Origin of the sequence: Methanobrevibacter sp., assembly GCF_017468685.1 — an archaeon.
Taxonomy (GTDB): domain Archaea; phylum Methanobacteriota; class Methanobacteria; order Methanobacteriales; family Methanobacteriaceae; genus Methanocatella.
On record NZ_JAFUHT010000036.1, the window covers coordinates 1 to 12,850 of the forward strand.

The 12,850-nt window shown below is 30.5% G+C and carries 26 protein-coding genes and 1 tRNA gene; 26 read left to right on the top strand and 1 reads right to left on the bottom strand.

The genetic code is table 11. The features are described 5' to 3' along the window. The first annotated feature begins 263 nt into the window (after positions 1-263). The 21 genes from IJ258_RS05095 (at position 264) to IJ258_RS05195 (ending at position 10,228) form a co-directional block, all read left to right on the top strand. Positions 264-339 (top strand) — tRNA-Thr (locus IJ258_RS05095). Positions 340-387: 48 nt separating this feature from the next. Further along, positions 388-624 carry a hypothetical protein gene (locus tag IJ258_RS05100; protein ID WP_292803904.1) on the top strand — a complete coding sequence of 79 codons (237 nt, stop codon included), beginning with the start codon at positions 388-390 and terminating at the stop codon, positions 622-624. A gap of 14 nt (positions 625-638) precedes the next feature. Next, the gene (locus tag IJ258_RS05105; protein ID WP_292803907.1) at positions 639-794 is read left to right on the top strand and encodes a hypothetical protein; all 156 of its coding nucleotides are present in this window, start codon (positions 639-641) and stop codon (positions 792-794) included. Next, positions 787-1,665, top strand: coding sequence for a hypothetical protein (locus IJ258_RS05110; protein WP_292803910.1), 879 nt, complete (start codon positions 787-789; stop codon positions 1,663-1,665). The genes IJ258_RS05105 and IJ258_RS05110 overlap by 8 nt, the downstream gene beginning before the upstream one ends. A 282-nt stretch (positions 1,666-1,947) precedes the next feature. After that, entirely contained in the window at positions 1,948-2,433 is a 486-nt protein-coding gene (locus IJ258_RS05115) for a hypothetical protein (protein WP_292803913.1), read from the top strand. A 253-nt stretch (positions 2,434-2,686) separates the two neighbouring features. Further along, entirely contained in the window at positions 2,687-2,875 is a 189-nt protein-coding gene (locus tag IJ258_RS05120; protein ID WP_292803916.1) for a hypothetical protein, read from the top strand. Between the two features lie 38 nt (positions 2,876-2,913). Beyond that, positions 2,914-3,270 (top strand): hypothetical protein, encoded by a 357-nt coding sequence (locus IJ258_RS05125; RefSeq protein ID WP_292803919.1) that lies wholly within the window; start codon positions 2,914-2,916, stop codon positions 3,268-3,270. Positions 3,271-3,272: 2 nt separating this feature from the next. Further along, positions 3,273-3,668 carry a hypothetical protein gene (locus IJ258_RS05130; protein ID WP_292803922.1) on the top strand — a complete coding sequence of 132 codons (396 nt, stop codon included), beginning with the start codon at positions 3,273-3,275 and terminating at the stop codon, positions 3,666-3,668. A 16-nt stretch (positions 3,669-3,684) separates the two neighbouring features. Then, positions 3,685-3,969, top strand: a complete 285-nt coding sequence (locus IJ258_RS05135) for a hypothetical protein (protein WP_292803925.1) — start codon at positions 3,685-3,687, stop codon at positions 3,967-3,969. Next, positions 3,970-4,458, top strand: a complete 489-nt coding sequence (locus IJ258_RS05140) for a hypothetical protein (RefSeq protein ID WP_292803928.1) — start codon at positions 3,970-3,972, stop codon at positions 4,456-4,458. Next, complete coding sequence (locus IJ258_RS05145) at positions 4,448-4,801, top strand: hypothetical protein (RefSeq protein WP_292803931.1); 354 nt, start codon at positions 4,448-4,450, stop codon at positions 4,799-4,801. Before IJ258_RS05140 ends, IJ258_RS05145 begins: the two co-directional genes overlap by 11 nt. A 5-nt stretch (positions 4,802-4,806) precedes the next feature. After that, positions 4,807-5,370, top strand: a complete 564-nt coding sequence (locus tag IJ258_RS05150) for a hypothetical protein (protein ID WP_292803933.1) — start codon at positions 4,807-4,809, stop codon at positions 5,368-5,370. Next, positions 5,363-5,998 carry a hypothetical protein gene (locus IJ258_RS05155; protein WP_292803936.1) on the top strand — a complete coding sequence of 212 codons (636 nt, stop codon included), beginning with the start codon at positions 5,363-5,365 and terminating at the stop codon, positions 5,996-5,998. The genes IJ258_RS05150 and IJ258_RS05155 overlap by 8 nt, the downstream gene beginning before the upstream one ends. Next, complete coding sequence (locus IJ258_RS05160) at positions 5,995-6,303, top strand: hypothetical protein (RefSeq protein WP_292803939.1); 309 nt, start codon at positions 5,995-5,997, stop codon at positions 6,301-6,303. The genes IJ258_RS05155 and IJ258_RS05160 overlap by 4 nt, the downstream gene beginning before the upstream one ends. Then, positions 6,300-6,452, top strand: coding sequence for a hypothetical protein (locus tag IJ258_RS05165; protein WP_292803942.1), 153 nt, complete (start codon positions 6,300-6,302; stop codon positions 6,450-6,452). The genes IJ258_RS05160 and IJ258_RS05165 overlap by 4 nt, the downstream gene beginning before the upstream one ends. Further along, entirely contained in the window at positions 6,453-6,782 is a 330-nt protein-coding gene (locus IJ258_RS05170; RefSeq protein ID WP_292803945.1) for a hypothetical protein, read from the top strand. Further along, a complete protein-coding gene (locus IJ258_RS05175; RefSeq protein ID WP_292803948.1) occupies positions 6,779-7,159 on the top strand; it encodes a hypothetical protein in 381 nt (126 codons plus the stop codon). Before IJ258_RS05170 ends, IJ258_RS05175 begins: the two co-directional genes overlap by 4 nt. After that, complete coding sequence (locus tag IJ258_RS05180; protein WP_292803951.1) at positions 7,156-7,734, top strand: hypothetical protein; 579 nt, start codon at positions 7,156-7,158, stop codon at positions 7,732-7,734. The genes IJ258_RS05175 and IJ258_RS05180 overlap by 4 nt, the downstream gene beginning before the upstream one ends. A gap of 6 nt (positions 7,735-7,740) precedes the next feature. After that, positions 7,741-8,034 (top strand): hypothetical protein, encoded by a 294-nt coding sequence (locus IJ258_RS05185; protein ID WP_292803954.1) that lies wholly within the window; start codon positions 7,741-7,743, stop codon positions 8,032-8,034. Then, the gene (locus IJ258_RS05190; protein ID WP_292803957.1) at positions 8,031-8,453 is read left to right on the top strand and encodes a ribbon-helix-helix domain-containing protein; all 423 of its coding nucleotides are present in this window, start codon (positions 8,031-8,033) and stop codon (positions 8,451-8,453) included. Before IJ258_RS05185 ends, IJ258_RS05190 begins: the two co-directional genes overlap by 4 nt. Before the next feature lie 638 nt (positions 8,454-9,091). Next, a complete protein-coding gene (locus tag IJ258_RS05195; RefSeq protein WP_292803960.1) occupies positions 9,092-10,228 on the top strand; it encodes a tyrosine-type recombinase/integrase in 1,137 nt (378 codons plus the stop codon). Between the two features lie 373 nt (positions 10,229-10,601). On the opposite strand, the gene IJ258_RS05200 is transcribed toward IJ258_RS05195, so the two are convergent. Then, positions 10,602-10,748 (bottom strand): ribbon-helix-helix domain-containing protein, encoded by a 147-nt coding sequence (locus IJ258_RS05200; protein ID WP_292803963.1) that lies wholly within the window; start codon positions 10,746-10,748, stop codon positions 10,602-10,604. A gap of 216 nt (positions 10,749-10,964) precedes the next feature. On the opposite strand from IJ258_RS05200, the gene IJ258_RS05205 reads away from it, so the two are divergent. Genes IJ258_RS05205 through IJ258_RS05225 form a run of 5 tightly spaced genes read left to right on the top strand, consistent with a single transcriptional unit; the run spans position 10,965 to position 12,780 of the window. Beyond that, a complete protein-coding gene (locus IJ258_RS05205) occupies positions 10,965-11,261 on the top strand; it encodes a hypothetical protein (protein WP_292803966.1) in 297 nt (98 codons plus the stop codon). After that, positions 11,227-11,652, top strand: a complete 426-nt coding sequence (locus IJ258_RS05210) for a hypothetical protein (RefSeq protein WP_292803969.1) — start codon at positions 11,227-11,229, stop codon at positions 11,650-11,652. Before IJ258_RS05205 ends, IJ258_RS05210 begins: the two co-directional genes overlap by 35 nt. 55 nt (positions 11,653-11,707) lie before the next feature. After that, complete coding sequence (locus IJ258_RS05215) at positions 11,708-11,938, top strand: hypothetical protein (protein ID WP_292803972.1); 231 nt, start codon at positions 11,708-11,710, stop codon at positions 11,936-11,938. Beyond that, a complete protein-coding gene (locus IJ258_RS05220) occupies positions 11,928-12,101 on the top strand; it encodes a hypothetical protein (protein ID WP_292803975.1) in 174 nt (57 codons plus the stop codon). The genes IJ258_RS05215 and IJ258_RS05220 overlap by 11 nt, the downstream gene beginning before the upstream one ends. Positions 12,102-12,105: 4 nt before the next feature. Continuing rightward, positions 12,106-12,780, top strand: a complete 675-nt coding sequence (locus IJ258_RS05225; RefSeq protein ID WP_292803978.1) for a hypothetical protein — start codon at positions 12,106-12,108, stop codon at positions 12,778-12,780. Positions 12,781-12,850 lie beyond the last annotated feature (70 nt).

Consider the following 12,850-nt stretch of genomic DNA (forward strand, 5'->3'; position numbering starts at 1 on the left):
AGGAACTGCAGGGAATAATAGATCTGTTCCAAGATTTGTGATATATGAATAATTGCTGTCACTGCCTGTGGAGTAGGTTCCAGTTAATTTTGTTCCGTCACTTGAGTACCAATATATATCTGAAATGTATATTTCGGAAAATAAGATACATAAGGAAATTAAGCATGAGGAGTTTACGATTAATATTAACTTGAATTTTTATGGTCGAGATTATAATGTAACTCTTTAATGACTTTTTTTCTTTATTATACTTTTTTTTTAATGGTTGGTTAGGCTAGCTCGGTCCACACCGCCTGTCTTGTAAACAGGAAATCATGGGTTCAAATCCCATACCAACCTCTTATTTTTTTTTATTAAATTTTTATTTTAGAAAAGGTGATTTTTTCCATGCCAAACGAATTAATTGATGAGATCATAAAAGTTGTCAGGGACAATTCAAATGATAACCCTGCACCGAAAAAAGGCAAAATCAATAAAATTTATGATAATAGTTTTATTGATGTCCGTTTAGATGATGGAACTGTTTTTAAGTATGTTGAATGCATCGGAACACCAATAACTGGCAATACTTGTATTATTGTTTTTATTGATGGTGATTCCAGTAATATTATAGCAATAGGATAAAAATATTATGTCAGATGAGAATATTTGTGAAGGTTGCTGTTACAGGCGAGCTTGTAAGAAAAATTATAATCATTGTCCTTATCTGTCTAATGGCAGATGTACTCAGAATGAGTATCGGGATAATTATCTATTCAAATAAAATTAAATGGGAGGAACTGGATTATGGATAAGAAAATTATAAAGATTGCAGAAAAAACCCAAGAGTATATAACCGAAAATAAGAATGTACCGGCAAGTGTAAAGGTTGATAATGTAAAATACAATTATGGTAAATTAATCAGCATCTTTGCAGATGCCATTGTGAATAATAAAGCAAAAGTTACAAATAAAACAATCAGCAATGCACCAGCACCAACCGGTGACAAAATCAACACCGACATTAAAAAGGAAAATTACATTACCATATGTAAAACCACAAATTCATTCATAAACAAGGAATCAAGAGCACCGAATTATGCATTATTCAAAAATACAAAAATTCACCCATTAGTATTAGTTGATGCATTCAGTAGGATAATATTATTCAGTAATAAAAATAATCGTTTACCAAATACATGCAAATTTAATAGTGGAATCATCAAAAAGAATACTGCAAGTCCAATACAATCAAATGACAGTGTATTTAACTATTTCTGCAAAGTATTTGGTGTAGTAAAAACCATCGATGAGGCATTAGGCAAAGTCAAAGACCGAGGATATGGTAAATACTTTGATGATTATCTCAGCAACAAACAAACAATCGACCATCTGAAAAATGGTAGTCAAAAACCAAACTGTACTGATGCATGTCATGTGTTTTGGCATATTGCAAAAGCATTGGGTTATGATGTCATTGTTGAGCATGTCAGATGCCAGTCAAGTGGTGAGGGTCATGTCAGATTGAAATTAAGACATGCTAAACATACTGGTGGTAAGTGGATTCGTCGTGACCCTGCGTGTGTTGTGTCTGCGAATGGTAAGGCATTGACTGAAATCTGGTGCAGCAATGGTAAGTTACTTGCGACTAATCCATCATGGTTTATGGTTAATGTAAATAGGTAGTTTGATTATGAATTTGATTGGTGTTATTAAAGTTTTAGAGGTTAGTCTTAGTGATAATCGTCATGTCCGGAATATTAAATCTGCATTGTATGAGCAGGAGTCTATAACTTATTCCTGTGATGATGTTACGGTTACTGTGAATACTGATGAGATTAGTAATGTGTTTCAGATTTGTTTAGTCTTGCAAAATAACTTGTTCTATCTATATTTGCAGTATCATGTTAGTGATGGTTTTGAAAGACATAGTAAATATTTAATAGATGATATAACAGATTTAGTTTTATGAATAACAAGTCTGTTATTTTAATCATTCTTTTTATTTTCTGTGTTGGTATGATTGTTGGTGCTGGTGATGTAGCTGCATCAAAGACATTCAAGTACGGAAAATATAAGGGTAAAATTTCCAACAAACAATATAAAAAATTAAAAACTGCTAAAAAACAACATAAAACCAAATCAGTTACTGTTAAAACTGGTAAGTATAAAACTGTGTCTTATTATAAGAATAAGAAAGTTACCATGTATGACATTGTGCCATCATGGGAATATTGGGATAATCAATATTATGATGGTTGGGATATTGTTGATGAGTTTGATTCAGACAATTACAGGATTAAAAAAGTTGTTAATAAAAAGGTCAAGGTCGTTAAGAAGTATCCGGTTAAAATGAAAATTTTGACAAGTCATTCATTACAGTATGGCTGTGGTGATTTTGTTGAGTTGTGGTTTGGTGGTGAGTGTTGGAAGTCTAAGCGTATTGTTTTGTAGATCATGAAAAAAATTTATGTTTTTTTCCTGGTCTTATTTTTTTTCTTTATAGTGTATGGTGTATTATTGTAAATATGTATTTACAGTATTTACATATTTATTGTATTACGAGGGGGTGTGTTACCGTTTATTTTATTTTTTTTAATATTTATAGTATACTTTAACATATACTTTTATATATAATTAAAACATAAATATACTTATCATATTATTTCTTTAAAAATAATATGAATAAAATTATGGAGACCAAACAATGAAATTTATAGCAACAAACGATGATGGACAAACCATTTTTGAAATGAAAAACGGTGAAATAACTGGCGATTTACCATACGGTATTAATAAAGATAGAATTATTGCAACTTACAATATGCATCTTATACTTGGTGAAAATACTGATGAGTTTATGGTCGGTGAATGTTTAATCACCGTGGTCGAATAAAAAAAGACTAACTTATCTTTTTTTAAAAGGTGATAATCATGAGTCGTGTTACTGTTTCCAGTAAAACAATGCCTGATGGAACAAAAGCAAAAATCAAAACTGAAACCTACGGAGACTATGACATAATATACCAAACCATCAAAAGAATATTTAACACAAGCGTTACCGTAATCAGTGGAACTGGAAAACTCTATAATGTCAGATTATCTGACCGTGTAATCTACGAGGAGGACATTGAAGTTGGTGATACAGCAGAAATCAAAACATTTGATAATGGTTGGCTTGTAACTAACATCATTAAACAAGAAAAAGAACCCGAATTAACACCAGAAGAAGAGCAAGCAGAACTGGAAAGGCAACTACAAGAATTTGAGGATATATATGGAGGTTATTAAAAATGGTTAGAATTAAAGACCTGAAAAAATGGTGCGAAACCAAAGATGATGACGATGTAGTATTCTTATGTGAATACTCACATAATTCCGAAACATATGACCGACCGACATCAGGTTGGTTATGGGTAAGACCACCACAAAAAATAGATTTTAAACATGAAGAGTGCAAACACTATGAATTAGTTGATGTTAAAGGTGAATTAAGAAAATTTTGTAACCGTAAAAATGAATTTTTTAACGAGTATTATTCATATAATGCTTGCAGAAAATTTGAATCAGACAAAGAAATCAATTATTGCAGAGAATGTGCTGAGTGTAAAAAAACATATCGCAGTTGTCCTTATGTTAAAGATTATGAGCAAATTCGTGTTGATAATGGATATGTTAGAAGGTATTAAAAGGAGTGAATATTTTATGAGATTAATCAACGATGGCATAAGACCAGGAATAGCACAACAAAACTATGATAAAATAGCTGCGGTAATAAGACATGGTCGTAATTTCAGATACCGTATAACAACAAGTAAAAAAGAGTACCGTTTTGATGATAAACCAATTTTAACATTCAGGGACAACACCTTAAAAATTGAGTATGAAGGTTCAGCAATTCCTCCGGTTATTATTGATTTTGATTTAGAAGAGTTGTTATATGTTGAAGCTATTGACTATGAAATTCTTAAAAAAATGTTGGTGGATTAAATGAAAATTGAAATGAAAAAAATAGATGATCAACCTGTGGGAATGTTAATCTGTCGAAACTTTGATGATGAAATTACGGGTTATGTTAATTTACCTTTCATGGAATATGTTATCATTAATCGTAAGTTACATTATCTTACTTTCAGGCATAATGCTGAGGATTTAACTTTTGATGATGTCGCATATGTTGAGGTTAATGTTGATGATTGGTTCAGCAGGTATTTTGAGTTATCTATTGAGGTTATTGGTTCTGAGGAAATCATGATTAAGTGTAACTGTCTTGAATGTTTGGATAATATTTTAAAAGAAATATCCAATAAACCTTTTTTAAAAATCATTGATGATTATTTTATCAAGTATGGTGATGAGGGTGAGTTATTTAGTATGCATAAACCATCTGACATTAGAAGTTTGATGCATATTCTTAATCGTGAAAGAGGTTATGATGAATTAACTTGTGAGTATAATGGTGAGTTAAATGTACGATAATAAACAAGTTGTGAAAGAGTTAAAACAAAGCATTAGTTACAGGAGCAAACATTTAGAGTTCATTAGGAATTTTAAATGTGCTGTAATCAATTATTTTTTAGATAAATATGATTTTAGAGTTAATTTTTTAACTGGTGTTACTTGGTTTGCAGTAGAAAAAAATCTCCATTATTATTATGGTGGAAATGAAATTATTCACACTGATTTTGAATGGACATCAAAAGTGATTTATGAATTTTGTCAGGAATTTGAGTGTGAATTTGAACATACTTCCTGTGATGGTGACAGGTATATTTTCACATTTAAAGATGTTGATGTAAGTAACGCTTTTATTATAGGGTGATTGTAATGGTTGAGGATTATTTTAAAATTCGTCCTGACATATATGGTGATTATGCAATATTCAATAAATATGGCTTATTATTCATTGCAGGATTACCGGATAAGGAATTAGCTGAAACATTATGCGAAAAGCTAAATGGAATGCAGAATCAACATGAGTATAAATTATCAATGGCCTTGTCCTTGATGGATACTAATGAAAAATTAGTGAAAATGATTAATAATATTCAACATGGTATTGATAATTATATTAAACAATTTGAGGAGTACGATGACTGTAATCGTAATGACCCAAGACCTGAAAATCGTAATGTTAAACATTTAAGTTATAATGATATGCAGAAACAAGTTCATAGTTATGTTTTAGGTGTTTTAAGTCATCTGAAAGAATATTATTCATGTCCTAAATGTTTAAATGATGAGAATTTTATCATTGAAGTTTGTTATCATGAGGATAAGGTTTATGAAAAAATGCATTGTCATGAATGCGGTTATCATGAAATTAAAGAAAGACCTGTTTACAGGTATGACCCTAAAAAGTATGAAAGAAAGAGGTTAAATTATGAGTAATTATAATATTATTAATTTAACTAAATTCCGAGAATTAATCCAATTATTACCGGAAACTCATGACTTTAAAGGTGAATATGGGACATTCACTTTTAATCAAGACAAGGCAATACTTAGAACAATAAACCGAAGTCATACAGTATACATCAAAATAACAATAGACCCTGCATATTTTCAACAGTATGAAATCAGCAAACCCAACACTATCATAGTGGATCAGAAACAATTATCTGAAAACAATATCCATGTTGATTTTAACAAACCTGATTGGAAAGAGTACAGTCAAAGTTATTACTGGTGTGGTATGCATAACTTGGATAATGAATTAGATAAGGCAAGGTATCTGACCATACCTTTAAAAGTTTTTGCTGATTGTTTCAAAGACGATTATCATTTTGAGCATGTACTGGTTAAGTGTTTTGCTTATGAGTCTGTTTTTACTTGTGGTTTACTGGAATCATGTTTATGTAATATGCCTTTGAAAACTATTGACCTTGGTTTAATTGGTCATGATAATCATTTATGTTTCCGTTATGGGTATGGTTTCATGATGGTTGAGGGTTTGGTAGCTTCCAAGTTAGTTGGTCATGATGATGTTGAGAGATTATTAGATGTGAATGTAGAATGACTGAAAATAGGAAAAATTGGTTGTATCCTGATGCATCAGGTTTGTATTTCCCTCATGATGGTTTTGTTATGAGGGCATTAGATGGTAAGCAGTATGATATTGATGAGGAATGTGAGTTATTAAATGCATATCATAAAGGATATAATGAATGCCGAGATGATGTTTTAAGGTTGGAAAAAGAAAATGAGCAATTAAGGCAAGAAAACAAGGAACTCAAATCATTGTGCAAAGTTCTTATAACTCATATAGATGAGAAGAGTATTGCTTTTGTGATTGATGAGGACATAAGGAGGTTATTAGAATGACTGAAAATGTTCGAGTTTGTGTTTTAAATGCAAGAAAAAGTAAAAAAAGATTTTGTTCGTATTTGAATGATGATTTTGATTGTACTGCTCCAACATATGAATATGATTACTGCATTGGATTTCTTAAAAGATTAAGTGGAGGATTTTGAATGAGTGAAAAAAGATTTAAGAGCAGATGTTATGAAAAACAAAAAAATGTTGTTATTTACGATAAGAGCGATAAATTATTTGATGTTTCATATAGGGATTTTGAAGATGCTTATTATCTTAAAATGAAATTGAGTCCAGTTATTGACAAATTAAATGAATTATCAAATCAAAACAATGAACTTGAAACAGTATTACAAGAACTAATAAATCAATTATACAATGCACAAAGCAGTTTAATTCATGAATACAGTACAGACATTGTCAATGATGAAAAAGAACTAAAAAAATACTTCCAAGACCAATATGGAAAATATGGGTGGAAAAAATGAACGAAAGATGGAAATTTATTGAAACATTAAACCGAGACTATTTCATGGACAGAGAAACATTAATACAATATCATATTTCATGTCCTGAGGATTTATACAGATTATCTGAAAAATTAAATGATTACGAAAAAGCGTTAAACAGCAGGTCTCGTGTTGATGTGAATGAAATTGAATCATTAGTATGTGAAAACCAACAACTTAAATTATGGCAGGATAATGTATTTAAATTAATCAAAGCTAAAATAAAAGTATACCAACATAAACCTGTATCTGCTCCGGTAAGTAATCCAGTCAGTAATACTTATGATGCTGAGCATGACAGGTTATCCAGATTATCTGAACTTGAATCATTATTACAGGAGGTATTGTTATTATGAAATTTAATGAAATTCCAAAAATAAGCTATATGCCAAAACCAGCATATCCTAATGTTACAATGGATAATATAACTTATGTATTTGACAAATTAGGAGTAGACCATTCAGATTTACTTGAAATTAGAAAACAACAAGTCTTAAAACATAGTCGCAATGTTGAAATCATGGATTATTTAGATAAACTTAGTAATTTTATTGGTTTAAGAGATACAGAGCATAATCGTACAATGATGCAGCAATTATTTGATTACTTGACTAAAATTCATGCACCGTTTTATTTTCATATACCTATACCAGTTGAAAATGCAAAATATGTTGGTCCTGAATACTGGAAGTCCTGGGATTTCAATGATATTTACATAAATTATTTTGAATTAGTTATAAACTGTGGTTGGGACGATTGTTATTCTTTTGAAAATAAAAATGAAATAAAAAATTATATGGTTTTGGATATGTTAAACGATTTATTGGTGCATAAAAGAATTTTACAATATGTTTGGCCTGATGTTGATTTGTTAGCTGATTGGGATATTACAAACAGTATTGATGTTAAACCTAATCCTGAAAAATGGTGATTAATTATGACTGATGAGAATATTATAGTGGGCAGTCCACTACGAAGCGGTAAAACACTAATAATGGAAATTGCAAAAGAAACTGGAATTAGTCCAGAGGAAATAATAAAAATAATATTAAAAAATGCATCATACAAATATAATTATTCAATGACAGACATCACGAAGGAGGCAATGGAAATGGAACGCAGACACAGATTAAATTGCAGCGACAGACCAATCGACAGCAGTCCTGAGGCAGAAAATCAAAGAATATTAAACAACATAAAAAGATTGAAAAAACAGAGAGGATACATATGAGTGAAATAACAACAATCAAAGTAACTCGTGAAGTAAAAGACAAACTTGACAAACTAAAAAACGATAGGCATAAAAGTTACAATGATGTCATACGGGAATTACTGCCGGAAGGCACAGAAATATCAGATGTCATCACAACACATCGTGACAGTACAGCAATCAGTCTGAAATATTTTGAATTTGAAAACTCCAAAAAAGTTGAGTCATATGACATTACATTTCAGGAACTGAAAATTGAACCAGTTGGATCATGTTTTGCTGCAAGGGATAAGGTTGATGTGAATGTTAATCATGTGAATACGACTGCTGAAATCATAGCTAAAAAAGGTGATGATGTTTTGTTATTAGTGTCTGAGGTTGCTTGTATTGATGGTGAAAGGTCTAAGATTACTGGTGTGCATCATTTCAATGTGTTTTAAGTGGTTCATTAATTTGAACTTTAATAATAAATGGGTGCATATATTATAATTGTAAGTAACATAAAAAAAAGGACATATAGGAAAAAAAAATTGATTTTTTCATCGCAGCTAAGAATTTGAAGTCTCCTTGTTTTTTTGCTATCTTTTTAAACAGGGAAACTTCATTTTTTTCTCTCTCTTTTATATTTTCTGTTGTTTTTTTATAAAAAGTGCTTGATGGAAAAAGGGGACAACAATATTTTTTTCCGGAGTGTTCATTGTTGTTAAGGTCCCAAAAGAGAATAACAATTTTTTTAGTTACTTACAAAAAAAAGTCAATAAGTTTAGGTTCAAGTTCTCGTGTTTGTATTAATATATTGCTATTTCTACACTCCGAAATAAAAACACGAATTATTGTTCGTTCCATACGGAGCGAACAATTTTTTTTATACTATTTTTTAAATAATACATATGATAAATATATCCATCATAAGTAGCATGAAAAATTTACTGGAAAATACACGAAAATCACATCATTTCTCAATGACAAATACTTTGAAAATCATGTATTTTCCAAAAATATTATTAGTTTTCAAATGCTCTCTTGCAAAATTTTTGATAATTAAAAAAAAAGATAATAATATTAAGGGGACCAAACTATGACATCAAATGAATATTACTTGCAAGAATATATAACAACAAGAGGACTTGGAAAAAAAACAGAAAAAAGCATGAGGTACATGTTAAATCATTACAGTACATTTCAAGGATTAAGTTTACATGAATTAATACTTGAAGCAGATACTGAGGAAGATAACGGCATCAGATGGAAACGCAGAAAACTAAAACATCGACTCATTAATTACATGATCTACTGCAAAGACAACATGAAACTATCCAGTGCAAAATCATATGTGAAAGCAGTCAAAGGTTTTTACAGTCATCATGAAATTGAAATCGGTAAACTTCCAGCATGGAATCTTAAAAATGCAAATGTTAGTGAACCCATTACTGCTGATGATTTACCAACAAGACAGATTATCCGTGATGCTGTTGAATTATCCGAACCAAAAATGCGAGCTTTAATATTATTCCTGGTCAGCACCGGCATGAGTCGTGTGGATTGTTTAAGTTTATCAATTCAAGATTTCATTACTGCGACTTATCCGTATCATCAATCAGATGATATGAATACTGCATTGGATATACTCAGTGAATGTAAAGATGATATTATACCGGCATTCAAGTTACGCCGGAGTAAGACTAATAAATATTTCATTACATTTTGCAGTCCTGAGGCAGTGAATGAAATCATTAATTATCTGCGGATAAGGGATAAGCGAAATAAAAGATACCATCGACCATTGCTGAAACCATCAGACAAACTGTTTCAGATTAGTAACAGTCATTTTGATGTGAAGTTCAATGATTTAAATAATGCACTTGGACTTGGTAAAGCAGGAACTTTTAATCGGTTCCGTGGTCATATGCTCAGGAAGTTTCATGCATCGCAGTTGGAAAAATATGGTATGTCAAGGTATCTTGTTAATGTTTTGCAAGGTAAGTCAAATGGGAGTGTTGATGATGTATATTTCTTTGAAGATGAGGATACTTTAAGGAATGAGTATGTTAAAGCATTAGAAGGTGTGCTTATTCTAACTGATGTCCGTGAGATTGATGTTTATTCAGATGAGTATTTGCTTATTAAGCAAGAGAATATTGAGTTGAAAGAACGCTTTGATAAGATGCAGAAAGACATTGATGCGATTAAAGAGTGGTATATTTTTGATGATTAATACTTTCCAAATGCTCTCTCGCATTCAGGTTTTATATTCCTGGTGTTGAATATTATATTATATGGTGGGTGATAAATTTTATAAAAAAAAGGGTATGTAAAAAAGAAAAAAAACTATTATAAAAAAATAGTTATATGTTTCTTTTTTAGAGCTGACAAAACATGTAATATCTTTTATAGTTGTTTTTTTCAAATTACATAATCCTTTCCAGATTATTAAATGTGAATATAGGTAGAATAATTTAAAAAAAGAGTAATTATATTACAGTGCGACCAAACAATGAAAATACAAATAAACCTTTTGCAAATATATTTTAACCCAATTCATAATAATAACCTTGTTAGTATTTTTAGGTTATTGTTTGTTATATAGTTTACTGTTTATTGTATTGTTTAACATAATCTGTTAGTAACTCTTTGATTATTTCAGACATGTTGGTGTCATTTTGTATTGCAATTATTTGCAGCTCTTTTTTTAGTTCCGTTGGAACTCTTATTGTTATTTTATCTATGTCACTCATAAGTAATCACTTCCATATATTAATATTTGTATATTAGTATATTTAAATGGTATTACTATGTGAATATTCCAATATTCGAATAGTTAAATATATATACAGTAAATACAAAAATAATAATTAGATTAATATAACTCAAACGAGAAATATTAATCATAACAACCTAAAATTTTTAGGGAGTGCGACCAATTATGAAAAAGATAAACTACAAAGGTCAAAGTGGTTACTTTATCACACAAGACCAGAAAAAACAACTGGATAGGATACTCAAACCTAAAATCCAGAAAAAAGATTGAGGAGACCCGTATCATGAGTGATGACTGGTATTATAGTGCTCCTCCGGAACCTCCTATTGTATATACTCCTGATGAATTCATTGAGGGAACAATAGAAGCACATTTAGATGAATTAGACTACGAAAAAACCTCAATATCTACACTTATGGATATTGAGGATTTAGAATTTAAAGAGCTGATAAAACATGACACAAGTTGCAAAAAACAGCAACTCATTTAAAGAAAACTATCATGGCATACTTGATCATGATGGCTGCATAAGAGTTGCAAAAGGAAATACTAAACACCGTATTATTCATGTTAATCCTGATAATGATACTGTGTTAGTATATAGTAATCGTAAAAGAAAAGGATTTGTTGCACATGTGCATAAAGATTTGAAACCTTTGATGTATATGTGTGAAGAGTCTGATACTGGTTTTATTAAATGGAGAAAAGGTAAAGCATGGTTAGTTGGATTTCAGAAATTGAAAGACAGATTTATAAGTGAACTCATGCGTACTGAGGATAATGATTTTACTGATGGAGTTGATTATGATTTTGTCAGTTACTTTCAGAGGCACAAAGAATTATCCGATTTATTTCCGGATTATGAAATGGTGAGTCCATGAGTTTTATTGTTGATGGTAAAATGTTGTGGGTGTTATTTTATTTGGAGATGGAATTATGATTTTTAAATTGATTTATCTGTTACTGATTAATTTATTCTCACCAAGGAAAATTGAACCGGTAAACTCATTGCATAAACCAAAAGAACCAATCAACCTTGAAGGACTTAACTGGACTTTTATTTTATTATTAGCATTAGTAATTGGTTTCTTTATAGTTATATGGGTTTTCCAGTTAGGAAATAGTTATCCGAATGATTTAATGAGTGGTGATTTAAGTGGATATTGAAAGATTAGAATCTGTTAAAAAAGAAGTGAAAAAAGAGTTAAAAGAAACTCAATTAAAATTAAAAAGCATTAATAAACTACAAGAGGATACTGCAAGACAAGTAAATACTTTAAGAAGTTTATTACACTGTATTGATGACATTTTAGAATTACAAGGAGATTAAGCATATGAGTTTTAATGATGATGAGGCAGTATTTGTAACTGCCGATAAAATCGAAAAAGATGAGAAAGTTGATGTTGAAATCGTATCTGATGAGGAGTTAATTCCAAAAGATGAGGTTCCTGATGAAAATGTAACTGAAACTGCAATTGCACCAGTAACTGAAAAGAATAGTGCATTAGCAGATTATGAAATCTTAAACCCAGAAATACCAATTAGTGAAAAAATTAGCATTACGGTAAAAGTAGCTGATACCTTGAAAACTATTGTGAAACACCAAGGTTTAGTTAAAAAGGGTTTAAACAAGAAAGAACCTGAGAAAGAATATGTCCTTAAAGGTGGTTGGGAAATGCTTAATACTTTCATGGGTATAACCCCTATAACAAAAGTTATTGATGAAATACGAAATAATAAAGGTCGTATCATAGGTTATAAAGCACAATGTACTTTATTAAAAGACCCTGAATATATTAATGGTGAAATTGTTGGTGGTAAAGTAATGAGTTATGCCGAAGCATCAGCAACCCGTGAAGGTTTCCAAAAAGACACAAGCAGTATGATGAGCATGGCACAGACCAGAGCATACAATAAAGCAACTCGAAACTGTATGGGTTGGATTATGGAGATGGCAGGTTTCCAAGGAACACCTGCTGAGGAGATGCCTTCCTTCAAAAATGACTAAATTTTTAAGTTTATTTTTAGACCATTCTTTTGGTCTATTAATAATATTTTTTTAATATAAAAAAATGGAG

Excerpts from the sequence above, each read along its gene's own strand:
- IJ258_RS05125 (WP_292803919.1), top strand. The coding sequence starts at position 2,914 with ATGAGTCGTGTTACTGTTTCCAGTAAAACAATGCCTGATGGAACAAAA.
- IJ258_RS05100 (WP_292803904.1), top strand. The coding sequence starts at position 388 with ATGCCAAACGAATTAATTGATGAGATCATAAAAGTTGTCAGGGACAAT.
- IJ258_RS05105 (WP_292803907.1), top strand. The coding sequence starts at position 639 with ATGAGAATATTTGTGAAGGTTGCTGTTACAGGCGAGCTTGTAAGAAAA.
- IJ258_RS05185 (WP_292803954.1), top strand. The coding sequence starts at position 7,741 with ATGACTGATGAGAATATTATAGTGGGCAGTCCACTACGAAGCGGTAAA.
- IJ258_RS05165 (WP_292803942.1), top strand. The coding sequence starts at position 6,300 with ATGACTGAAAATGTTCGAGTTTGTGTTTTAAATGCAAGAAAAAGTAAA.
- IJ258_RS05160 (WP_292803939.1), top strand. The coding sequence starts at position 5,995 with ATGACTGAAAATAGGAAAAATTGGTTGTATCCTGATGCATCAGGTTTG.
- IJ258_RS05200 (WP_292803963.1), bottom strand. The coding sequence starts at position 10,748 with ATGAGTGACATAGATAAAATAACAATAAGAGTTCCAACGGAACTAAAA.
- IJ258_RS05170 (WP_292803945.1), top strand. The coding sequence starts at position 6,453 with ATGAGTGAAAAAAGATTTAAGAGCAGATGTTATGAAAAACAAAAAAAT.
- IJ258_RS05155 (WP_292803936.1), top strand. The coding sequence starts at position 5,363 with ATGAGTAATTATAATATTATTAATTTAACTAAATTCCGAGAATTAATC.
- IJ258_RS05225 (WP_292803978.1), top strand. The coding sequence starts at position 12,106 with ATGAGTTTTAATGATGATGAGGCAGTATTTGTAACTGCCGATAAAATC.
- IJ258_RS05215 (WP_292803972.1), top strand. The coding sequence starts at position 11,708 with ATGATTTTTAAATTGATTTATCTGTTACTGATTAATTTATTCTCACCA.
- IJ258_RS05180 (WP_292803951.1), top strand. The coding sequence starts at position 7,156 with ATGAAATTTAATGAAATTCCAAAAATAAGCTATATGCCAAAACCAGCA.
- IJ258_RS05175 (WP_292803948.1), top strand. The coding sequence starts at position 6,779 with ATGAACGAAAGATGGAAATTTATTGAAACATTAAACCGAGACTATTTC.
- IJ258_RS05145 (WP_292803931.1), top strand. The coding sequence starts at position 4,448 with ATGTACGATAATAAACAAGTTGTGAAAGAGTTAAAACAAAGCATTAGT.
- IJ258_RS05120 (WP_292803916.1), top strand. The coding sequence starts at position 2,687 with ATGAAATTTATAGCAACAAACGATGATGGACAAACCATTTTTGAAATG.
- IJ258_RS05115 (WP_292803913.1), top strand. The coding sequence starts at position 1,948 with ATGAATAACAAGTCTGTTATTTTAATCATTCTTTTTATTTTCTGTGTT.
- IJ258_RS05110 (WP_292803910.1), top strand. The coding sequence starts at position 787 with ATGGATAAGAAAATTATAAAGATTGCAGAAAAAACCCAAGAGTATATA.
- IJ258_RS05190 (WP_292803957.1), top strand. The coding sequence starts at position 8,031 with ATGAGTGAAATAACAACAATCAAAGTAACTCGTGAAGTAAAAGACAAA.
- IJ258_RS05140 (WP_292803928.1), top strand. The coding sequence starts at position 3,970 with ATGAAAATTGAAATGAAAAAAATAGATGATCAACCTGTGGGAATGTTA.
- IJ258_RS05195 (WP_292803960.1), top strand. The coding sequence starts at position 9,092 with ATGACATCAAATGAATATTACTTGCAAGAATATATAACAACAAGAGGA.
- IJ258_RS05130 (WP_292803922.1), top strand. The coding sequence starts at position 3,273 with ATGGTTAGAATTAAAGACCTGAAAAAATGGTGCGAAACCAAAGATGAT.
- IJ258_RS05150 (WP_292803933.1), top strand. The coding sequence starts at position 4,807 with ATGGTTGAGGATTATTTTAAAATTCGTCCTGACATATATGGTGATTAT.
- IJ258_RS05210 (WP_292803969.1), top strand. The coding sequence starts at position 11,227 with ATGACACAAGTTGCAAAAAACAGCAACTCATTTAAAGAAAACTATCAT.
- IJ258_RS05135 (WP_292803925.1), top strand. The coding sequence starts at position 3,685 with ATGAGATTAATCAACGATGGCATAAGACCAGGAATAGCACAACAAAAC.